Below are 20,015 nucleotides of genomic sequence, written 5' to 3'. Positions count from 1 at the left end.
CCCAGAGAGAGGGGGGAGGCGTCGGCGTGGCCGGCTCCTCCTCGGGCAAAAGATCTTTGGGGTCGCAGCCGAGGGGTTTGGCGAGGCGCAGCATCCAGTCGACGGTCATGCGCCGCTCGCCCCGTTCCAGCTTGACGATCTGCGAGCGGCCGGTATCGGCGAGTGTCGCCAGTTGATCCTGCGTCAGCCCGGCCCGGCGGCGCAGCTCGGCAAGGCGGTTTTGCATCGGTATGCTCCCGATCTGTGTGCGCTCACTTTACATGACTTACCCGGAATGGGCAAAATGTTCTTGTTTTGTTCTAGTCGAGTGGTATCCTTCGCCGGTCTGGCGGCAAGGGGGTTGGCGGGCATGTGGACAAGCGCGATGGTTGAGGACTGGCTGGCGGAAGCCGCCGATACGTTGCGCCGCCTGCCGGACGGGGAGGCGAAATTCCGCCTCGGCCCGCGCTCCGCCTGGCCGGACGTGGTGCGCGACGCGGTCACCGCCCAGGACGCCGACGGGCCGAAAGTCCGGCTGGGGCCGCCCAGCCCCGGCGCCATCGACCGGCTGGAGCAGGTCATCTCCTGGCTGGCCCTGCTGACCGAGGCGCAGCGGCGAATCGCTTGGGCCCTCGCCAGCGGCATTCCGGTGGCCAAGCTGGCGCGGCTGATCGGTTGCCACCGCAACACGGTCGCCAACCGGCAGGCGGCGGCGCTGCGGGTGATCGCCGGGCACCTGAACCTTCCGCCCGCTCAGGGTGCGACGCCTCAGGGCGTGATGACGAAAATGTCCTGCCGGGGCGTGGCCGGGGCCGGCGTCGTCTCGCGGGCGAGGTAGTAATTCATCCAGGCCTTCACCGCGTCGACATAGGGCTGGGTCGCTGGAATGACCTTGGCCCGGCCCGGCGGCCCGACGCGCGAGCCGCCATTGTAATGGCTGAGCGCGATATCGACCGAATCATAGCGGCTGATCAGCTGGCCGAGGAAGCGGACCCCGGTGCGGATGTTCACGCGGGCGTCCCACAGGGTATCGGGATCGAGGCCGAATTCGCCCCGCGCCGTCGCCGGCATGATCTGCATGACGCCGCGCGCCCCGGCCGGCGACAGGGCATTGGAGCGGAAGCCGGATTCGACCTTGGCCACCGCCTTGGCGAGGGCGAGGGAGACATTGCTGCCCGCCGTCTCCTCGGCCAGGATCTTCATGATCTCGGCGACCTGGGCCGAGGTCGGCGGCGGCACGGCGAGGGGGACGGGATTGGCCGGCGCCGGATTCGCGGCGGGCGGCGGCGGCTTGGTCGCTTCCTTGATGACATAGGCGAGCACGGCGGGATCGAGCTGCGAGCGCTCGACCGCGTTCATCGCCTGATAATAGCGATAGGCGATGGCGACCCCGTCCGGCAGGCCGAGCAGATAGGCCCGCAGATACCATTCGAAGCTGAGGGGCGCGTTGCGGTCCAGCACGGTGCCGGTGCCCAGCATCCAGGCGATGGCCTCGGCCGAGCGGGCATCGCCGGCTTGCGCCGCGTCCAGCATGACCTGGGCATCCTCGAGATCGGCCTTGCCGAGGCGAAGATCGGTGAAGGCCTGCACCAGCCGCGCCCTGCCCGAGGTGGCGACGGCGGGCGGCGCCATCAGCGCGGCGGCCAGAACGATGAGTATCGCGAGGCGCCGCGCCATGGGGCTCAGGTCAGGGTGACCGTGTCCCAGCCGTCGCCGTCGTAAACGGTGCGGCCGGCTTCGAGCCGGGCCCCGCCGGTGGCGACCAGGGCGACGGCGGCGGGATAGAGCCGGTGTTCCGCCGCCAGCGTTCGCGCGGCCAGATCATCGGGCGTATCGCCGGGGTGCACGGGCACGACGGCCTGACCGATGATCGGCCCGGCGTCCATGTCGGCGGTGACGAAATGGACGGTGCAGCCGGAAAAGCGCACGCCCGCCGCCAGCGCCTGTTCATGGACATGCACGCCCTTGAACGAGGGCAGCAGGCTGGGATGGATGTTCACCATGCGGCCCAGCCATTTTTCGGTGAAGCCGGGGGTGAGCAGGCGCATGAAACCGGCGAGGACGACGAGCTCGATCCCGGCAGCTTCCAGCGCGGCGTCGAGGGCGGCATCGAATTCCGCCCGCCCGGCATGGGCCTTGTGGTCGATGACCTGGGTCGGGATGCCGGCCGCCTCGGCCCGGGCGAGGCCGGCGGCGCCCGGCCGGTTGGACAGGACGAGGGCGATATCCGCCGGATAGGCTGGCTGGCCGGCGGCGGCGTCGAGCAGCGCCGCCATGTTCGAGCCCCGACCGGAGATCAGGATCGCCGTGCGCCGCTTGCCGCTCACGAGACGGACCAGAGCTTGTCCTGGCCCCAGCTGCCGGCGGGACCGATCACGGTGGTCTGCGCTTCGCCCTTGCGCTCGGTGATGCGGCCGACGATGCCGACGGTCTCGCCAGCACTGTGCAGCACGCGCAGGGCTTCGTCCGCCTTCTCGCGGGAGACGACCGCGATCATGCCGAGGCCGCAGTTGAACGTGTTGGCCAGTTCGCGGGCATCGAGCCGGCCGATCTTTTGCAGCCAGTCGTAGATCGCCGGCCAGGCCCAGCGCGCGGCGTCCAGTTCCGCCGCCGTGCCCTCGGGCAGCACGCGGGGCAGGTTGCCGATGATGCCGCTGCCGGTGATATGGGCGAAGGCCTTGACGAGGCCGGCCTTGTGGGCGGCGAGGGGGCCCTTCACATAGATCCTGGTCGGGGTCAGCAGGGTCTGCGCCAGGCTGACGCCATCCTCGACCGGGCTCGGACCGTCATAGGCGAAACCCTCGCCCTCGACGATGCGGCGGACCAGCGAATAGCCGTTGGAATGGATGCCGGAAGAGCCGATGCCGATCAGCAGGTCGCCCGGGGCGACATCGGCGCCGGTCAGCAGCTTGTCGCGCTCGACCGCGCCGACGACGAAGCCGGCGAGGTCATAATCGCCTTCCTCGTAAAGGCCGGGCATTTCCGCCGTCTCGCCGCCGATGAGGGCGCAGCCCGCGATCTCGCAGCCCTTGGCGATGCCCTGGATGACCGCCGCCGCCGCCGTCACCTTCAGCCGGGACGAGGCGAAATAGTCGAGGAAGAACAGCGGCTCCGCGCCCTGAACGACAAGGTCGTTCACGCACATGGCGACGAGGTCCTGGCCGACCGTGTCGTGGATATTGGCCGCGATGGCGACTTTCAGCTTGGTGCCGACGCCATCCGTCGACGAGACGAGCAGGGGGTCGGTGTAGCCCGCCGCCTTCAGGTCGAACAGGGCGCCGAAACCGCCAAGTCCGCCGATTACGCCGGGGCGCAAGGTCGCCTTGGCGGCGGGCTTGATCGCCTCGACCAGGGCATCGCCCGCTTCGATGTCGACGCCCGCGCCGCGATAGGTATAACCGCTCGTCATGAGTATCCCGATGGAAGTCTGCCGGCCGCGAATTTCGGCCGGGGAGTCCGAATGCGGGGACCATACTGCAAACCGCGCCATTCTCAAGGATCGGCGCCGGGGAATCGCGATGAATCAGGACTTCGAGGCACTTTTGGCCGAGGTCAGGGCCTGCCGGATCTGCGAAACGCAGCTGCCGCACGGGGGCCGGCCGGTGGTACGGGGCAAGACCACGGCCCGGCTGCTGGTGGTCGGACAGGCGCCAGGGCGGCGGGTGCATGAAACCGGCATCCCCTTCAACGACCCGTCCGGCGATCGCTTACGCGACTGGATGGGCATCACGCGCGAGGTCTTCTATGACGAGGCGCGAATCGCCATCCTGCCCATGGGCTTCTGCTTTCCGGGCACGGTGCCGAAGAAGGGCGATCTGCCGCCCCGGCCCGAATGCGCGCCGCAATGGCGGGACCGGCTGCTGGCGGGCCTGCCGAACATCGAGCTGACCCTCGTCATCGGCGCCCATGCGCAGGGCTGGCATCTGGCCGGCCGCACCGGCCGGACCCTGACCGAGACGGTCCGGGCGTTCCGCGACTTCCTGCCCGGCCTTCTGCCGCTGCCCCACCCTTCGCCGCGCAACCTCATGTGGCTGAAGAAAAACCCCTGGTTCGAGGTGGAGGTGGTGCCGGAGATCCGCCGCCGCGTGGCGGCCCTGCTCTGACCCGCCTTGTCCGCGCCCACCTTCGGGCTATAGTCGCGGAACTGTCTGACTCTTTCGATCGGTCCTGCTGATGGCGCGCCTTTTCCTTTCCGCCCTGCTGGGAGCCCTGCTGCTGGCGCTGCCGGCCAGGGCCGAGACCTATTCGGTCGAGGGTGTCGTGGCGCAGGCGACGGCGGCCGATCCGCTGGCGGCGCGCGACGCGGCCACGACCAAGGCCCAGCGCGAGGCCCTGGACACGCTGCTGAAGCGCCTCGCGGCGCAAGGCGGCGCCGGCCGCCTGCCGCCGGTCACCGACCAATTGGTGTTCCAGACCATGCAGGGCTTCGAGGTCCAGCAGGAAAAGACCACGGCGACCAGCTATTCCGCGATCCTGACCGTCGAGTTCCGGCGCGAGGCGATCGACCAGCTGCTGGCCGGCGCCGGTGTCGATTATGTCGAGGCGGCGGATCATCCGCTGGCGGTGGTTCCGCTGTTCATCGGCCCCGCCGGCCCGGTGCTGTTCGAGGGCGACAATCCTTGGCGCGCCGCCTGGGACCGGCGGAATACCGGGGCCGATGCCCTGAAGCTGGTGATCCCGCAGGGCGATCTCGCCGATCTTCAGGCGCTGAACCCGGAAGCGGCGCGGCAGGGCGATGTCGCCGGCCTGACCCAGATCGCCCAGCATTACGATGCCTCGGGCGCCATCGTCGCGCAGGCGACGGAATCGGCCAATGGCCTCGCGGTTTCGGTCGGCGATGCCGGTCAGGCGCCCTTTTATACCGGCAGCTTTCCGGCCGGCGCCTATGATCAGGCGGCAACGGCGGCGGCGGCGGCGGTGCAGGAGCGTTACCGCAGCCAGAATGCCGTGCCCGCCGGCCCGCCGGCCAGTCTCCAGGCGACGGCGGTCTTCGCCGGCCTGAAGGAATGGCAGGCCCTGAAGGCCGCCATCCAGGCGACGCCGGGCGTGCGCAAGGTCAGCGTGCGCAAGCTGATGGTCGGCAAGGCGACGGTGATCGTCGATTATCAGGGCGAGCCGGCCGGGCTTCGCAACATGCTGTCGCAGCGCGGCGTCGGCCTCGACCTTGGCGCCGAGGGCTGGCAACTGCACCAGGGCATCGGCTCCTCGGTGCCGGCGCCTGGCCTCGTCCCCGACACGTCGCTGTCACCGCAAGGCGCCCTTGCCCCGGGCGCCATCGGTCAGGTGCCCCTGTCTTCGCCCGCGACGTCCGTGCCGGCCGCGCCCTCTCCGGCGCAGTCCTCGCCCGCGCCGGACTTCCTCTTCCAATAGGGGGGCGGGGCAGGGTCCCATGCTCAATCTCGCCAATATGATCACCCTGGGCCGTCTCGGGGCGGTGCCGGTGATCGTCTGGCTGATCCTCGAACAGCATCACGCGGCGGCCTTCTGGCTCTTCGTCGGCGCCGGGGTTTCCGACGGCGTCGACGGGTTCCTGGCCAAGCGCTGCGGCATGGAGACTGCGCTCGGCCGCTATCTCGATCCCCTCGCCGACAAGGCCCTGCTGGTTTCGCTGTTCGTCACCCTGGGCTGGCAGCACATCCTGCCGATCTGGCTGGTGCTTCTCGTCATCTCGCGCGATTTCCTGATCATCGGGGCGGTGCTGCTGGCCGGCGTCCTCGACCATGACGTGGAAATCCGGCCGACCTTCGTCTCCAAGCTCAACACGGTGGTCCAGATCGCGCTGGTGTCCTGGGTGCTGGCCCATTTCGCCTTCGGTTTCGGCGATATTGCCGATATCGGCACTTCGGTCATGATAGGGGTGACGGCGCTGACCACGGCCATCTCCTGGTATCGCTATCTCGTCATCTGGCTTAGGGACATGTCGGGCATGGAGCAGGGATGATGAGCGCGCGGGGCCAATTGCTGTTCTGGACCGGTGTCGTCGCCGTCTTCTGTCTGCTGGTCTGGGCGCTGGCGCCGGTACTGCTGCCCTTCGTCGTCGGCATGGCGATCGCCTATCTGCTCGACCCGGTGGTCGACTGGCTGGACCGCCACGGCATTTCGCGGCCCTTCGGCACCGCGCTGATCATGGCCGGGGCCGTGCTGGTCGTGCTGATCGTCGGCCTGGCCCTGTTCCCCATGCTGCGTGACCAGGTCATCGCCTTCGGTCAGGCCCTGCCGGACCTGATCGACCGCGCTCAGGGCGCCGGGCGCGGGCTGATCGACAGCATCATGGCGGAATTGACCCGTCAGCAGCGCACGGCGGTTTCCTCGGGCCTCAACGAAGTGGGCAAGAGCGCGGTCACCATGCTGGGGGATCTCGTCTCGCGCCTGTGGTCGGGTGGGCTCGTCGTCGTCGATTTCATCTCGATCATGCTGATCACCCCGGTCGTCGCCTTCTATCTGCTGCGCGACTGGGAAAGGATCATCGTCGCCATCGACAGCTGGCTGCCCCGGCCCTACGCCCCCACGATCCGCGAGCAGGCACGGCTGATCGACCGGGCGCTGGCCGGCTTCGTGCGCGGGCAGCTCGGCGTCTGCCTGATCTCGGGCACGCTCTATGCCCTGGGCTGGACCATCGCCGGGCTGAATTTCGGCCTGATCATCGGCCTCGTCGCCGGTTTCCTGGCCTTCATTCCCTATGTTGGCGGCCTTGTCGGCCTGCTGCTGGCGATGATCGTCGGCCTTGGCGAGGTCGGCCTCGACTGGGTGCGGCTCGGCTCCATCCTCGGGGTCTATCTCATCGTTCAGGGGCTGGAGGGCACCTTCATCCAGCCGCGCCTCGTCGGCCGCAGTGTCGGCCTGCATGATCTGTGGATCGTCTTCGCCATCCTCGCGGGCGGTGCCCTCTTCGGCTTCCTCGGCGTCCTGCTGGCGGTGCCGGCGGCGGCGGCGATCGGCGTGCTGGTCCGTTTCGGCCTGCAGCGCTATCTCGCCAGCCGTTTCTACAAGGGCGAGGCGGACAGTGTCGGCTGACCATGCCCCGGTCCAGATCCCGCTGGATCTGCCCTTTCGCAGCGCCCTTGGCCGCGACGACCTGATCGTCCACGCCGGCAACGAGGCGGCGGTGAATTTCATCGCCCGCTGGCCCGACTGGCCGGGGCGGATCCTCGCGCTTGCCGGGCCGGCCGCCTCGGGCAAGACCCATCTGGCCGAAGTCTGGGCCGAGGCTGCCGGCGCCCACCGGATCGCGCCGGCCGACCTGACCTCGGCCCTGGTCCCCGAAATCGCCGCCGGCCCCCTGCTGATCGAGGGGGCGGACGAGATCGCGGACGAGACGGCGCTGTTCCACCTGATCAACCTCCTGCGGGAAGAAGGCGGCAGCCTGCTGATGACGGCGCGCGCCGCCCCGGCGCGCTGGCCGGTCAGCCTGCCGGATCTGCGCTCCCGCCTCGGGGCGGTGCCGGTCGCGAACCTTGGCCTGCCGGACGAGGCGACCCTGGCCGCCCTCGTCGCCAAGCTGCTGGCCGACCGGCAGCTGAGCCTCGAGGCCCGGCTGCTCGACTGGCTGGTGACACGGATCGACCGGACGCCCGCCGCCGCGCGCGCCGTTGTCGCCGCCCTCGACCGGGAATCGCTCAGTGTCGGCGGGCGCCTTGGCCCCGCGCTGGTGCGCCGGGTGGTCGCCGGCTTCGCCACGGGCGAGGACGCGGCACCGCCGCCATGACACTGTCATTTTGCTGTTGTAGTTTTCGCGCCATAATCGACGATCTTTGTTGAAGGAGTGGCCCGTGACCGACAGCGCCCCGAATCTGGCGGCGGCCAGCGCAGACGAGTATGAAACTGCCCCGACCGTGGCGCCCCAGGTCGCGCTGACCAGTCCGGACCGTTTCATCAATCGCGAACTGTCGTGGCTGGCCTTCAATTACCGGGTGCTGGACGAAGCCTGGAACGTGAAGCACCCGCTGCTCGAGCGGCTGCGCTTCCTGTCGATCTCGGCCAACAACCTCGACGAATTCTACATGGTCCGGGTCGCCGGCCTGCGCGGTCAGGTCCGCGCCGGGGTCGAGACCCTGAGCTATGACGGTCTGACCCCGGCCCAGCAGCTGGCCGCGATCAACGCCATGGCGAGCAAGCTGATGGCCGACCAGCAGCGCTGCTGGATCGACCTCAATCACGAAATGCGCACCGCCGGTGTTTTCGTGTTGCAGCCCGAGGAATTGACCGCGGACGAGCTGACCTGGCTGTCCGGCCGCTTCCTCGACTATATCTTCCCGGTGCTGACGCCGCTCGCCATCGATCCGGCGCACCCCTTCCCCTTCCTGCCCAACCTCGGCTTCGCCAGCGTCCTGCAGCTGAAGCGCAAGTCCGACGGCCAGCAGATGAAGGCGCTGCTGCCGCTGCCCAGCCAGATCGAGCGTTTCATCCGGCTGCCGGGCGACGATATCCGCTTCATCAGCCTCGAGAACGTGGTCGGCCTGTTCTTCGACCGGCTGTTCCCGAATTACGAACTGACCGGCAAGGGCCTGTTCCGCCTGATCCGCGACAGCGACATGGAAATCGAGGAAGAGGCGGAAGATCTGGTCCGCCTGTTCGAATCGGCGCTGAAGCGCCGCAGGAAGGGTGTCGTCATCCGCCTGAAGATCGACAGCGCCATGCCCGAGGACCTGCGCCGTTTCGTCGTCGAGGAAATGGAAGCCTCGGCCTCGGATGTCGTCGTCGTCGACGGCATCCTCGGCCTCGCCGATACCAAGCAGCTGATCACCGACGATCGGCCGGACCTGAAGTTTCCGCCCTATAATCCGCGATTTCCCGAACGGATCCGCGATTTCGGCGGCGATTGCTTCGCCGCCATCCGTTCCAAGGACATCATCGTCCACCATCCTTACGAATCCTTCGACGTGGTGGTCCAGTTTCTGCGCCAGGCTGCGCAGGATCCCGCGGTCGTCGCGATAAAGCAGACGCTCTACCGCACTTCGAACGACAGCCCGATCGTCAAGGCGCTGGTCGAGGCGGCGGAGGCGGGCAAGGTTGTCACCGCCCTCGTCGAGTTGAAGGCCCGTTTCGACGAAGCCGCCAACATCAAGTGGGCGCGCGATCTCGAACGCGCGGGCGTGCAGGTGGTCTATGGCTTCCTCGAGCTGAAGACCCACGCCAAGATCAGCCTCGTCGTCCGGCGCGAGCCGAGCGGCCAGCTGGTGACCTATACCCATTTCGGCACGGGCAATTATCACCCGATCACCGCCCGCATCTATACCGACCTGTCCTATTTCACCGCCGACCCCGTGCTGGGCCGCGATGCCGCCTATCTGTTCAACTTCCTGACGGGTTATGCCCGGCCGGAACATCTCGTGAAGCTGGCGGCTTCGCCCGACACGCTGCGCCCGACCCTGCTGCGCCTGATCGAGGACGAAATCGAACACGCCAAGGCCGGTCGCCCGGCCGAGATCTGGTCGAAGATGAACAGCGTGGTCGATCCCGAGATCATCGACGCGCTTTACCGCGCCTCGCAGGCCGGGGTGCAGATCGAACTCGTGGTGCGCGGCATCTGCTGCCTGCGCCCGGGCGTGCCGGGCCTGTCCGAGAATATCCGGGTGAAGTCGATCGTCGGCCGCTTCCTCGAGCATTCGCGCATCGTCTGCTTCGGCGCCGGTCACGAGATCCCGTCGAATCACACCAAGGTCTTCATGTCCTCGGCCGACTGGATGCCGCGCAACCTCGACCGAAGGGTCGAGACCCTGGTGCCGATCCTGAACGCCACGGTTCACGCCCAGGTGCTGGACCAGATCATGATCGCCAATCTCAAGGACGAGGCGCAGTCGTGGGATCTGCGTCCCGACGGCAGTTTCGTCCGGGTCCATGCCAAGGATGGCGGCTTTTCAGCGCACAACTATTTCATGACGAATCCGAGCTTGTCGGGTCGCGGCAAGGCGCTTAAGACCGGCCAGGCACCGCGCCTGGTGCTGGACGAACAGTGACCTGGAACGTGATGAGTATTGCCGAGGCTCCAGCGCATCGAACGAAGGGCAAGCAGATCGGGCGGGTCGGGGTCGTCGACATCGGCTCCAATTCGGTCCGCCTCGTGGTCTACGAAGGCAGCGGCCGCAATCCGGCGACGATGTTCAACGAAAAGGTCCTGTGCGGCCTTGGCCGCAAGCTGGCTTCGACCGGCCGGCTGGACCCTGAAGGCCTCGCGTCCGCCTATGCCGCGCTGGAGCGATTCGTCGCCCTGTCCCGGGTGATGGCGGTGCGCCACCTCGACATCGTGGCGACGGCGGCGGTGCGCGATGCCAGCGACGGCGCCGAATTCGTCGCCCGGGCCGGTGAAATCTCCGGCCTGCCGATCCGGGTGCTGTCGGGCCAGGAGGAAGCCTATTTCTCGGCCGAAGGCGTGCTGTCCGCCATTCCCGATGCCGATGGGCTGGTGGGCGACCTCGGCGGCGGCAGTCTCGAACTCGTCATGGTGGGCGACGGCGGCGTCGGCACCCAGGCGACGACCCCGCTCGGCCCCCTGCGCCTGATGGAAGTCGCGGGCGGCGACAAGGCCAGGGCGACCCAGATCATCGACCAGACCCTGGCGGAGTTGCCTTGGCTCGACCAGTTGCGCGGCCGTAGTTTCTTCGCGGTCGGCGGCGCCTGGCGGGCGCTGGCCAAGATCCACATGGCGCAGGTTTCCTACCCCTTGCGGGTGCTGCATCATTACCGCATCCAGCGCGGCGACGTGCGCGACCTCTCGCGCGTCATCGCCAATCTGTCGCGTGACAGTCTGGAGCGGATTTCGGGCCTGTCCCGCCGCCGGCTCGACACGCTGCCCTTCGCCGCGCTGCTGCTCGATCGGGTGCTGAAGGCGGCGCGGCCGCGCGATGTCGTGTTCTCGGCCTATGGCCTGCGCGAGGGCCTGCTCTACAGCCGCCTGCCGGCACGGGAGCGCGGCCTCGACCCGCTGATCGAGACCGCCTGCGAGATGGGCGCGCGCATGGGCCGTTTCGCCGAGCACGGCGATGAAATGTTCGCCTGGACCGCCCGGCTCTTCGCCGACGAGAACCCGGAAGACCGGCGCCTGCGCCGCGCCGCCTGCCATCTGTCCGACATCGGCTGGCGCGGCCATCCCGACTACCGCGCCCAGCAAAGCCTGTTCGAGATCCTGCGCGGCCCCTTCGTCGGCATCGATCATCAGGGACGGGCCCAGCTTGCCCTCGCGATCTATGCCCGCTATGACGGCGACCCCGAGGCGGGCGCCTGCCGCCAGGCTTCCGCCGTGCTCGACGAGAAGCAGATCCTGCAGGCCAAGGTCATGGGCTGCGCATTCCGTCTCGGCCACTGTCTGTCGGGGGCGACGCCCGGCGTGCTGCACGATTGCTCGCTGGAAGTCGCGGGCGGCAATCTGGTGCTGCGCCTGCCCAGGCGCCACATGCATCTCGACGGCGAAGTCGTCCGCCGCCGCCTCGCCGCCGTTGGCCGCCTGCTCGGTTGCCCGGTCACGGTCGAGGCGACGGCGTAAGGCCGGCTCTCACCTCCTCGTCACTCCGGCGAAGGCCGGAATCTTGATCAGGACAGGGCGCCTTTTCGTCACGAGGTTCCGGCCTTCGCCGGAACGACGACAATTGAATGGCGCTTAAGCCGCGCTCGGCAGTGTCGCCTGATCGCGGCGCAGGCGGCGGTGCAGGCGGAGGGCGAAGACGAGTTCGACCATCAGCATGGCGAGGCCCAGCAGGACCCAGGCGGCATTGCCGGTCAGGGTCGAGGCGATCAGGCCGAAATCATAAAATCCGTGCAGGGCGATCGGCACCAGAAGGGCCGCCGCGATCAGTTGGCCCGCCCTCTGGGGCTCGAAATGGGCGCGGGCGACGTAGAAGCCCATGATCGCCCCCAGCATGGCATGACCCGGCACGGCGGACAGCGCGCGGATCAGGGCGATGCCCAGCCAGCCGTCGCCGCCGCCGATGACATAGAGCAGATTCTCGAGGGCGGCGAAGCCGAGCGAGGCGGCGACGCCATAGACAAGGCCGTCCATCGGCTCGTCGAAGGCCTTGTGGCGCCGGCAATAGAGGAGGAGCACCGCCAGCTTGAAGGCTTCCTCGGGGATCGCCGCCAGCAGGAAGGCCCGGGCCGCGGCCAGCGCGAAAGGGTCCGCGATCAGGGGCTCGATCGCCGCGCCGAGGGGCAGCACGATGGCGAGGATCGGCAGGGCCGTCGCGAGGCCCAGAAAGAAAGTGCCGAGAATGGCCCTCTTCGGCTCCGGGAAACGGTCGCTGGTGACGAAATAGACCAGCAGGACGAGGGCGGGCAGCAGCGCGGCCCCGATCATGATCAGCGGCGCCATGCGGCTCCCCCCGTCCGGTCGTTCAGGCTCAGCCGGCGTTCTGGCCGAGCTTGATCAGCTTGATCCGCCTTCCCTCGGCGGCAAGCGCGAGGCGCCCGTGCTTCAGGTCGAGGGCGGCTTCGCCGAAGACCTTGCGTCGCCAGCCCTGAAGGGCGGGGACATTGGCCTCGTCGTCACCGGCGATCGCCTCGAGGTCGGCGGTATTGGCCACCAGCTTCTGGGCGACGCCATGATCCTCGCATTGGAGTTTCAGCATCACCTTCAGCAATTCGACCAGCGGGCCAATGCCGCGCGGGGCTTCGGCCACCTTCTCGGATTCAGGCAACAGGTCTTCCGGGCAGTCGAGGCCGCGCTGCACCGCTTCGAGCAGCGACGGGCCGAGGCGGCCGTCGGCGAAACCCTTGGGCACGCCGCGCGACTGCTTCATGTCGTCGATCGAAGTCGGCGGATGGGCCGCGATCTCGAGGAGGGCGTCGTCCTTCAGCATCCGGCCGCGCGGCAGGTCGCGGGCGCGGGCCTCGGTCTCGCGCCAGGCGGCGACTTCGCGCAGGACGGCGAGGAAGCGGCGGTTGCTGGTCCTCGTCTTGATCCGCTGCCAGGCATCTTCCGGCTCGACGATATAGGTGCCGGGGTCCATCAGGACCGCCATCTCGGTGTCCAGCCATTCGGTGCGGCCGCTGCGCTCCAGCTCGGCCCACAGCACCTCATAGACCTTGCGCAAATGGGTGACGTCGCCGATGGCATAGGTCAGCTGGCGGTCGGTCAGGGGGCGGCGGCTCCAGTCGGTGAAACGCGACGATTTGTCGAGACCGGCCTTGGCGATCTTGGCCACCAGGGTTTCGTAGGACACGCTGTCGCCATAGCCGCAGACCATGGCCGCGACCTGGGTATCGAACAGCGGCTCGGGGATGCGGCCCGACAGTTTCAGGAAAATCTCGATGTCCTGTCGGGCGGCATGGAAGACTTTCAGCACCTTGGGGTCGACCATCAGGTCGAACAGGGGCTGCAGGTCGATCAGCGGGGCGACGGGATCGATGATGGCGGCGACATCCGGCCCCGCGACCTGCACGAGGCAGAGCTTCGGCCAATAGGTGTTGTCGCGCAGGAATTCCGTGTCGACGGTGACATATTCGGCTTGTTTCAGGCGCTCGACCAGCGCCGTCAGCTCTTCCGTGTCCTTGATGTGGAGGTAACCCTTAGGCATCGGAAAATCATTCGTCCTTTCAGCACTCGGCGACCGGCAGCGGATCCGTCAGGACCGCCAGCGCAAGACACGCGCCTTGACCGGATTCTGGAATTCGCGCCCTTCGGCCTTGGCCCGGGCGAATTCCTTCTTGAGAAGATAGTACCATTTGGCCTGGGTATCCGCGTCTTCGAGCAGCATCAGCGACGGATTATGGGCAAGCCCCGCCTGCTGCATGGTGACGATGTCGCCATCCTGTTTCAGGAAGGTGCGGGCGAAATGGCGCAGGATGGGTTTCATCACCGTCACCCAGGGCATGGTCCAATACATGACCTGGGTGATCTCGCAGGAATTGGCGGTCAGGGGCGTGATCGCCGTCAGGCCGGCGAAGCGATGCTTGCCGACCGAGATTTCCTCGGTGCGGATACCGGGCAGGCGGAAGGCGATCTCGGTCTCGGGCTTGCCGCCCAGCAGGCGATAGGCGAAGGAATTCTTCGACGGCGCGTGGCGCACCATGGTGAAGCCGAGGAAGGAGGGGGCGAACTGCTTCGCCTTCTCGTGCATCGACGCCTTGGTCCGCCACCACCACGAGCGGTGGACATAAGGCCCATGGGCCGGGTCCATCAGCCCGACCACCGCATCGTCGAGCGGGCAGGGGAAGATCATCTTCTCGACATGGGACGGGCGGGCGCCCGGCTCGAAACCGGGCACGTCCGGCACCGGCGTCGTCTCGGCCGCGGCCGGGTCGCCGATGAAGATCCAGATCAGCCCGTGTTTCTCGGCCAGCGGATAGCGCCGCACCTTGATGCGGTCGATCCTGATGTCCTGGTCGGCGGTCAGGGCGGGAATATCGGTGCAGGTCCCGGTCTTGTCGAAGCGCCAGCCGTGATAGCAGCATTCGACGTCGCGCCCGTCGAAGCGGCCGCAGGACAGGGGAATGCCCCGGTGCGGGCAGATATCGCGCAGGGCAAAGGCGGTGCCGTCCGCTTCGCGGGCCAGCAGCACGGGTTCGCCCAGCAGGCTTTTCGCCAGCATGGCGCCCGGCTTCAACTCGCGCGAGGGCAGGGCGAGATACCACAGGTCGCGCAGCCAGACGGGCGCGTCGATGCCGCGGGCGGGTCGAATTTCGGCGGATTCCGGGGGTGTCGTGGCGGCGGTATCGGTCATGATCCCGCTTGTTAGCAAATTTCCACGGGAAATGCCCCCCTCCAGATGACGCATGGCTGTTGCAAGGCTTGCGGGCCGGGCTTGCTAAGGCGCGCCCGCACCCGTAAAACCCGGCCATCGCATCGGAGTTGTTCGAAACCATGCACGCCTATCGCACCCATACCTGCGGCCAGCTGACCGCCGCCGACATCGGTTCGACCGTTCGCCTGTCCGGCTGGGTCCATCGCAAGCGCGACCACGGCAACCTGCTGTTCGTCGATCTGCGCGACCATTACGGCATCACGCAATGCGTGGTCGAAACCGATGAAGCCGCCTTCGCGACGGTCGAGTCCCTGCGGTCGGAATCGGTCATCACCGTCACCGGCCGGGTGGTGAAGCGCGCCGAAGGCACCGAGAACGCCAATCTCGCCACCGGCGCGATCGAGATCCGCATCGGCGAGATCGCGGTCCAGTCGGCGGCGGAAGAATTGCCGATGCCGGTCTTCGGCGATCAGGAGTACCCGGAAGAGATCCGCCTGAAGTATCGCTTCCTCGATCTTCGCCGCGAAAAGCTGCACCAGAACATCATCCTGCGCTCGAAGGTGATCTCCAGCTTGCGCCGGCGCATGATCGACCAGGGCTTCATGGAATTCCAGACGCCGATCCTGACGGCGTCGAGCCCCGAAGGCGCGCGCGACTTCCTGGTGCCCAGCCGCATGCATCCGGGCAAGTTCTATGCCCTGCCCCAGGCGCCGCAGCAGTTCAAGCAGTTGCTGATGGTCGCGGGCTTCGACCGCTATTTCCAGATCGCCCCCTGCTTCCGCGACGAGGATGCCCGCGCCGACCGCAGCCCGGGCGAATTCTACCAGCTCGATCTCGAAATGAGCTTCGTCACCCAGGACGACGTCTTCGCGGCCGTGGAGCCGGTGGTCGCGGGCGTGTTCCGCGAATTCTCGACGAAGCGGATCGCCGAAGGCGCCTTCCCCCATATCGCCTATCGCGACTCGATGCTGTGGTACGGCAACGACAAGCCGGATCTGCGCAACCCGATCAAGATCGTCGACGTCTCGGAAGTCTTCCGCGGCTCGGGCTTCGGCATTTTCGCCAAGGCGGTCGAGCAGGGCGCCGTGGTGCGCGGCATTCCGGCGCCGGGCGCCGGCAGCCAGCCCCGCAGCTTCTTCGACAAGATGAACGACTGGGCACGGGGCGAAGGCGCCGCCGGCCTCGGCTACGTCATCTTCGAGGGCGAGGCGGGCAAGGGCCCCGTCGCCAAGAACATCGGGCCGGAGCGGGTCGCCCAGCTCAAGGAAATCTCGGGCTGCAAGGATGGCGACGCCATCTTCTTCGCCTGCGACAAGGAATTGTCGGCCGCCAAGCTGGCCGGTTTCGCCCGCACCCGCATCGGCAACGAACTCGATCTGATCGAGAAGGACACCTTCCGCTTCTGCTGGATCGTCGACTTCCCGATGTTCGAGTATGACGAGGACGAGAAGAAGATCATCTTCTCGCATAATCCGTTCTCGATGCCCCAGGGCGGCATGGAAGCGCTGGAAACCCGCGATCCGCTGACCATCAACGCCTATCAGTACGATATCGTCTGCAACGGCATCGAACTGTCGTCGGGCGCGATCCGGAACCATCGCCCGGACATCATGCTGAAGGCCTTCGACATCGCCGGCTATCCGGCGGACGAGGTCGAGCGGCGCTTTGGCGGCATGCTGAACGCTTTCCGCTATGGCGCCCCGCCCCACGGCGGCATCGCGCCGGGTGTCGACCGTATCGTCATGCTGCTGGCGGACGAGCCGAACATCCGCGAAGTCATCGTCTTCCCGATGAACCAGAAGGCCGAGGACCTGATGATGGGCGCCCCCGCCGAGGTCACCCCGAAGCAGCTGCGCGAGCTTTCGATCCGGCTGGCCGTGCCGGAGAAGAAGTAAGGTTCGGCCCCCGACATTCGTCATTCCGGCGAAGGCCGGAATCTCGCGACGAGAAGGCGCCCCATCCTTGCCGAGATTCCGGCCTTCGCCGCAATGACGAAAGGGCGGGAGGGGGCCTCTCCCGCCCCTCCGGGGGGCTGGTTTCGGCAACGGGAACGAGTCATTGTCCAGCCCTGCCCTGGGAATAAGGGGCAAGGGAGGTAACGATGATTCTCTATGGTGTGGGCCTGTCCCCGTTCGTCCGCAAGACGCTGGTCACCTTCAAGGAAAAGGGCCTCGTCTTCGAGCAGCGTCCGGTGATGCCGGGCGACAAGAGCGACGAATTCCGCTGCGCGAGCCCGCTCGGCAAGATTCCCGGCTTCGCCGACGGCGATTTCAAGATCTGCGACTCGACCGCGATCATCACCTATGTCGAGGCGAAATTCCCCGAAAAGCCGGTGCTGCCGGCCGATCCCGCGCAGCGCGCCCGCACCATCTGGTTCGAGGAATTCGCCGATACCGTCCTGTCGGCGCAGGTCGCGCCGATCTTCTGGAACCGCGTGGTCCTGCCCCGCATGATGGGTCAGGCTGGTGACGAGGCCGCCGCGGCCAAGGCCGAGACGGAAGGCCTCCCGCCGCTCCTCGCCTATCTCGAGGGCCAGATCCCGGCCAGCAACTTCCTGGTCGGCGACCGGCTGACCCTGGCCGATATCGCCGTGGCTGCCCAGATCGTCAATCTGATGCACTCGGGCTACGAGATCGACGCCGCGACTTACCCCAAGCTGGCCGCCTATGCCGCCACCATCCTGGCCCGCCCCGCCTTCATCGAGGCGCTGACGGCGGAAAAGGCCATGTTCGGCGGCTGAGAGAGCTGCACCGTCGTCATGCCGCACCCATGGTGTGCGGCATGGCAATGGTCGCCGACATCTGGTAACGTCCGCCCCCTGCCATCATCATCTGGAGGGCGCGCTGCCGTGTCCGTCATTGCCTTGGCGTCCGATCACGCCGGCGTCGAACTGAAATCCTTCCTCGCCGATGAACTCAAGGCCCGTGGTTTCGAGGTGCTGGATCTCGGCACCAACGGGCCGGCGTCGGTCGACTATCCCGATTTCGGTTATGCCCTGGCGCAGGCCGTGACGACCGGCAAGGCCGAGAAGGGCATCGCCATCTGCGGCTCGGGCATCGGTATTTCGATCGCGCTGAACCGCGACCCCCTGATCCGCGCCGCGCTCTGCCACAACGGCCTGACCGCGCGCCTGTCGCGCCAGCACAACGACTCCAATGTGCTGGTGCTGGGCGCGCGCATGATCGGCCTAGAGGTTGCGCGCGATTGCCTTGTCGCCTTCATCGAGACCCCCTATGAAGGGGGCCGCCATGCCGGCCGTGTCGCCAAGCTGGGATGCCCGCCGAGTTCGGGCGGCCCCGGCGCCCCGTCCTGCTGAACCCGTTTCGTCCCCCGATCTGCGAGGTCCGCCCATGACCGCGACTCCCGCCGCCCTTTCCAATCTCTCGCCCTTCTTCGGCGGCAGCCTTGCCGACCGGGATCCCGAACTCGCCCATGCGATCGATCTCGAGCTGCATCGCCAGCAGAATTTCATCGAGCTGATCGCGTCCGAGAACATCGTCTCCAAGGCGGTGCTGGAAGCCCAGGGCTCGGTCCTGACCAACAAATATGCCGAGGGCTATCCGGGCAAGCGCTACTACGGCGGCTGCGAAGAGGTCGACAAGGCGGAAGCCGCGGCGATTTCCCGCGCCTGCCAGCTGTTCGGCGCGACCTATGCCAACGTCCAGCCCCATTCGGGCGCCCAGGCCAATCAGGCGGTGTTCTTCGCCCTGCTGTCGCCGGGCGACACGTTCCTTGGCCTCAACCTCGCCGCCGGCGGTCACCTGACCCATGGCGCGCCCGCCAACCAGTCGGGCAAGTGGTTCAAGCCGGTGCCCTATTCGGTGAAGCCGGATACCCACCAGATCGATTTCGCCGAGGTCGAGGCCCTGGCCCTCGAGCACAAGCCGAAACTGATCATCGCCGGCGGCTCGGCCTATCCGCGCCAGATCGATTTCGCGAAATTCCGCGAGATCGCCGACAAGGTGGGTGCCTGGTTCATGGTCGACATGGCGCATTTCGCCGGTCTCGTCGCGGGCGGCGCCCATCCGAACCCGCTCGATCACGCCCATGTCGTGACCACCACCACCCACAAGACCCTGCGCGGCCCGCGCGGCGGCATGATCCTGTCGCGCGACGCCGACCTCGGCAAGAAGATCAATTCGGCGGTCTTCCCTGGCCTGCAGGGCGGCCCGCTGATGCATGTGATCGCCGCCAAGGCGGTCGCCTTCGGCGAAGCGCTGCAGCCCGAATTCAAGGCCTATGCCCGCCAGGTGGTGGAAAACGCCAGGGCCCTGGCCGAGCGCCTGAAAGGCCACGGTTTCGATCTCGTCTCGGGCGGCACCGACACGCACCTGATGCTGGTCGACCTGCGGCCCAAGAAGCTGACCGGCAATATCGCCGAGAAGGCGCTGGACCGGGCCCAGATCACCTGCAACAAGAACGGCATTCCCTTCGACCCTGAAAAGCCGATGGTCACCTCGGGCATCCGTCTCGGCACGCCCGCCGGCACCACGCGGGGCTTCGGCGTCGCGGAGTTCCAGTATGTCGGCGACCTGATCGCCGAGGTGCTGGACGGTCTCGCCGCCAATGGCGTCGAGGGTAACGGCGCGGTCGAGAAGGCGGTGGCGGAGAAGGTCACGCGGCTTTGCGCCGATTTCCCGATCTATCGTTAATCTGATGAGGCGGCGCCGCGCCGGGTTTTCGCGGCGCCGCTCATTTCGTCGGGGCTAAGGGGGAATAGGATGCGCTGCCCGTTCTGCGGCCATGAAGAAACCCAGGTGAAGGACAGCCGTCCGACCGAGGATAACGCGGCGATCCGGCGGCGGCGTTTCTGCCCCGGCTGCGGCGCCCGTTTCACCACGTTCGAGCGGGTGCAACTGCGCGAAATCACCATCGTGAAGAAGAGCGGCCGCCGCGTGCCCTTCGACCGCGACAAGCTGGCCCGGTCGATCATGATCGCCATGCGCAAGCGCCCCGTCGAGCCCGAGCGGGTGGAGCGGATGATCTCGGGCATCGTCCGGCGGCTCGAATCCATGGGCGAGAGCGAAATCCCCTCGGATCTCGTCGGCGAGATGGTGATGGAGGGCCTCGCGTCCATCGATTCCGTGGCCTATGTCCGCTATGCCTCGGTCTATCGCAATTTCCGCGAGGCCAAGGATTTCGAGACTTTCGTCGGACGGCTGGCCGGTGCGGACAACGACTGACCGCTTTTCCGACATGGACCGCCGCCACATGGCGGCGGCGCTGACCCTTGCCCGGCGTGGCCTCGGCAATGTCGCGCCCAATCCGGCGGTCGGCTGCATCCTCGTCAAGGAGGGCGTCGTCGTCGGCCGGGGCTGGACCCAGCCCGGCGGCCGGCCCCATGCCGAGACCGAGGCGCTGGCG

At 67.4% G+C, this 20,015-nt stretch carries 20 protein-coding genes and 1 pseudogene; 14 read left to right on the top strand and 7 right to left on the bottom strand.

Annotated elements, in window-relative coordinates; genetic code table 11:
- The coding region (locus WAZ62_RS03205) for a helix-turn-helix transcriptional regulator (protein ID WP_422642088.1) at window positions 1–226 on the bottom strand (226 nt) is incomplete at its 3' end.
- A gap of 138 nt (window positions 227–364) precedes the next feature.
- Here WAZ62_RS03205 and WAZ62_RS03200 point away from each other — a divergent pair.
- Window positions 365–817, top strand: a complete 453-nt coding sequence (locus WAZ62_RS03200; RefSeq protein ID WP_422642087.1) for a DUF6362 family protein — start codon at window positions 365–367, stop codon at window positions 815–817.
- Here WAZ62_RS03200 and WAZ62_RS03195 read toward each other — a convergent pair.
- Genes WAZ62_RS03195 through purM form a run of 3 tightly spaced genes read right to left on the bottom strand, consistent with a single transcriptional unit; the run spans window position 748 to window position 3,388 of the window.
- Entirely contained in the window at window positions 748–1,656 is a 909-nt protein-coding gene (locus WAZ62_RS03195; protein WP_422642086.1) for a lytic transglycosylase domain-containing protein, read from the bottom strand. The genes WAZ62_RS03200 and WAZ62_RS03195 overlap by 70 nt on opposite strands.
- A 5-nt stretch (window positions 1,657–1,661) precedes the next feature.
- Window positions 1,662–2,306, bottom strand: a complete 645-nt coding sequence (purN, locus tag WAZ62_RS03190; RefSeq protein ID WP_422642085.1) for a phosphoribosylglycinamide formyltransferase — start codon at window positions 2,304–2,306, stop codon at window positions 1,662–1,664.
- Entirely contained in the window at window positions 2,303–3,388 is a 1,086-nt protein-coding gene (purM, locus tag WAZ62_RS03185) for a phosphoribosylformylglycinamidine cyclo-ligase (protein WP_422642084.1), read from the bottom strand. The genes purN and purM overlap by 4 nt, the downstream gene beginning before the upstream one ends.
- 109 nt (window positions 3,389–3,497) lie before the next feature.
- Here purM and WAZ62_RS03180 point away from each other — a divergent pair, with 109 nt between their 5' ends.
- The 7 genes from WAZ62_RS03180 (at window position 3,498) to ppx (ending at window position 11,458) form a co-directional block, all read left to right on the top strand.
- Window positions 3,498–4,082, top strand: a complete 585-nt coding sequence (locus WAZ62_RS03180; RefSeq protein ID WP_422642083.1) for a uracil-DNA glycosylase family protein — start codon at window positions 3,498–3,500, stop codon at window positions 4,080–4,082.
- 70 nt (window positions 4,083–4,152) lie between these two features.
- The gene (locus WAZ62_RS03175; RefSeq protein ID WP_422642082.1) at window positions 4,153–5,349 is read left to right on the top strand and encodes a DUF2066 domain-containing protein; all 1,197 of its coding nucleotides are present in this window, start codon (window positions 4,153–4,155) and stop codon (window positions 5,347–5,349) included.
- A gap of 19 nt (window positions 5,350–5,368) precedes the next feature.
- Window positions 5,369–5,920, top strand: coding sequence for a CDP-alcohol phosphatidyltransferase family protein (locus WAZ62_RS03170; protein WP_422642081.1), 552 nt, complete (start codon window positions 5,369–5,371; stop codon window positions 5,918–5,920).
- Window positions 5,917–6,993, top strand: a complete 1,077-nt coding sequence (locus WAZ62_RS03165) for an AI-2E family transporter (RefSeq protein ID WP_422642080.1) — start codon at window positions 5,917–5,919, stop codon at window positions 6,991–6,993. Before WAZ62_RS03170 ends, WAZ62_RS03165 begins: the two co-directional genes overlap by 4 nt.
- Window positions 6,983–7,684, top strand: coding sequence for a DNA replication protein (locus WAZ62_RS03160; RefSeq protein WP_422642079.1), 702 nt, complete (start codon window positions 6,983–6,985; stop codon window positions 7,682–7,684). Before WAZ62_RS03165 ends, WAZ62_RS03160 begins: the two co-directional genes overlap by 11 nt.
- Window positions 7,685–7,748: 64 nt before the next feature.
- Window positions 7,749–9,935, top strand: coding sequence for an RNA degradosome polyphosphate kinase (locus tag WAZ62_RS03155; protein ID WP_422642078.1), 2,187 nt, complete (start codon window positions 7,749–7,751; stop codon window positions 9,933–9,935).
- 11 nt (window positions 9,936–9,946) lie between these two features.
- A complete protein-coding gene (gene ppx, locus WAZ62_RS03150) occupies window positions 9,947–11,458 on the top strand; it encodes an exopolyphosphatase (RefSeq protein ID WP_422642077.1) in 1,512 nt (503 codons plus the stop codon).
- A gap of 114 nt (window positions 11,459–11,572) precedes the next feature.
- Here the strand turns inward: ppx and WAZ62_RS03145 are convergent, their stop codons facing one another.
- The 3 genes from WAZ62_RS03145 to WAZ62_RS03135 are packed head-to-tail and all read right to left on the bottom strand — an operon-like array spanning window position 11,573 to window position 14,630.
- A complete protein-coding gene (locus WAZ62_RS03145) occupies window positions 11,573–12,280 on the bottom strand; it encodes a PrsW family intramembrane metalloprotease (protein WP_422642076.1) in 708 nt (235 codons plus the stop codon).
- 28 nt (window positions 12,281–12,308) lie between these two features.
- Window positions 12,309–13,484 (bottom strand): ribonuclease D, encoded by a 1,176-nt coding sequence (gene rnd / locus WAZ62_RS03140; protein ID WP_422642075.1) that lies wholly within the window; start codon window positions 13,482–13,484, stop codon window positions 12,309–12,311.
- Between the two features lie 48 nt (window positions 13,485–13,532).
- Entirely contained in the window at window positions 13,533–14,630 is a 1,098-nt protein-coding gene (locus tag WAZ62_RS03135) for a Rieske 2Fe-2S domain-containing protein (RefSeq protein WP_422642074.1), read from the bottom strand.
- Window positions 14,631–14,770: 140 nt separating this feature from the next.
- Between WAZ62_RS03135 and aspS the strand changes: the two genes are divergently transcribed.
- The 6 genes and pseudogenes from aspS to WAZ62_RS03105 all read left to right on the top strand — a co-directional run.
- Window positions 14,771–16,546 carry an aspartate--tRNA ligase gene (aspS, locus tag WAZ62_RS03130; protein WP_422642073.1) on the top strand — a complete coding sequence of 592 codons (1,776 nt, stop codon included), beginning with the start codon at window positions 14,771–14,773 and terminating at the stop codon, window positions 16,544–16,546.
- A 206-nt stretch (window positions 16,547–16,752) separates the two neighbouring features.
- Complete coding sequence (locus WAZ62_RS03125) at window positions 16,753–17,391, top strand: glutathione S-transferase family protein (RefSeq protein WP_422642072.1); 639 nt, start codon at window positions 16,753–16,755, stop codon at window positions 17,389–17,391.
- A gap of 108 nt (window positions 17,392–17,499) precedes the next feature.
- A complete protein-coding gene (gene rpiB / locus WAZ62_RS03120) occupies window positions 17,500–17,967 on the top strand; it encodes a ribose 5-phosphate isomerase B (RefSeq protein ID WP_422642071.1) in 468 nt (155 codons plus the stop codon).
- A 34-nt stretch (window positions 17,968–18,001) separates the two neighbouring features.
- A complete protein-coding gene (gene glyA, locus WAZ62_RS03115; protein WP_422642070.1) occupies window positions 18,002–19,303 on the top strand; it encodes a serine hydroxymethyltransferase in 1,302 nt (433 codons plus the stop codon).
- A gap of 69 nt (window positions 19,304–19,372) precedes the next feature.
- Window positions 19,373–19,834, top strand: a complete 462-nt coding sequence (nrdR, locus tag WAZ62_RS03110) for a transcriptional regulator NrdR (protein ID WP_109919739.1) — start codon at window positions 19,373–19,375, stop codon at window positions 19,832–19,834.
- Between the two features lie 28 nt (window positions 19,835–19,862).
- Window positions 19,863–20,015: pseudogene (locus WAZ62_RS03105) on the top strand (riboflavin biosynthesis protein RibD); the annotation flags it as partial.

It is taken from the genome of Zavarzinia sp. (genome assembly GCF_049306435.1).
Taxonomy (GTDB): Bacteria; Pseudomonadota; Alphaproteobacteria; order Zavarziniales; family Zavarziniaceae; genus Zavarzinia.
This window is presented reverse-complemented; position numbering and strand designations above follow the sequence as displayed.

Excerpts from the sequence above, each read along its gene's own strand:
- glyA (WP_422642070.1), top strand. The coding sequence starts at position 18,002 with ATGACCGCGACTCCCGCCGCCCTTTCCAATCTCTCGCCCTTCTTCGGC.
- WAZ62_RS03145 (WP_422642076.1), bottom strand. The coding sequence starts at position 12,280 with ATGGCGCCGCTGATCATGATCGGGGCCGCGCTGCTGCCCGCCCTCGTC.
- WAZ62_RS03125 (WP_422642072.1), top strand. The coding sequence starts at position 16,753 with ATGATTCTCTATGGTGTGGGCCTGTCCCCGTTCGTCCGCAAGACGCTG.
- WAZ62_RS03200 (WP_422642087.1), top strand. The coding sequence starts at position 365 with ATGGTTGAGGACTGGCTGGCGGAAGCCGCCGATACGTTGCGCCGCCTG.
- rnd (WP_422642075.1), bottom strand. The coding sequence starts at position 13,484 with ATGCCTAAGGGTTACCTCCACATCAAGGACACGGAAGAGCTGACGGCG.
- ppx (WP_422642077.1), top strand. The coding sequence starts at position 9,947 with ATGAGTATTGCCGAGGCTCCAGCGCATCGAACGAAGGGCAAGCAGATC.
- purM (WP_422642084.1), bottom strand. The coding sequence starts at position 3,388 with ATGACGAGCGGTTATACCTATCGCGGCGCGGGCGTCGACATCGAAGCG.
- WAZ62_RS03175 (WP_422642082.1), top strand. The coding sequence starts at position 4,153 with ATGGCGCGCCTTTTCCTTTCCGCCCTGCTGGGAGCCCTGCTGCTGGCG.
- aspS (WP_422642073.1), top strand. The coding sequence starts at position 14,771 with ATGCACGCCTATCGCACCCATACCTGCGGCCAGCTGACCGCCGCCGAC.
- WAZ62_RS03135 (WP_422642074.1), bottom strand. The coding sequence starts at position 14,630 with ATGACCGATACCGCCGCCACGACACCCCCGGAATCCGCCGAAATTCGA.
- WAZ62_RS03180 (WP_422642083.1), top strand. The coding sequence starts at position 3,498 with ATGAATCAGGACTTCGAGGCACTTTTGGCCGAGGTCAGGGCCTGCCGG.
- WAZ62_RS03165 (WP_422642080.1), top strand. The coding sequence starts at position 5,917 with ATGATGAGCGCGCGGGGCCAATTGCTGTTCTGGACCGGTGTCGTCGCC.
- WAZ62_RS03195 (WP_422642086.1), bottom strand. The coding sequence starts at position 1,656 with ATGGCGCGGCGCCTCGCGATACTCATCGTTCTGGCCGCCGCGCTGATG.
- WAZ62_RS03170 (WP_422642081.1), top strand. The coding sequence starts at position 5,369 with ATGCTCAATCTCGCCAATATGATCACCCTGGGCCGTCTCGGGGCGGTG.
- nrdR (WP_109919739.1), top strand. The coding sequence starts at position 19,373 with ATGCGCTGCCCGTTCTGCGGCCATGAAGAAACCCAGGTGAAGGACAGC.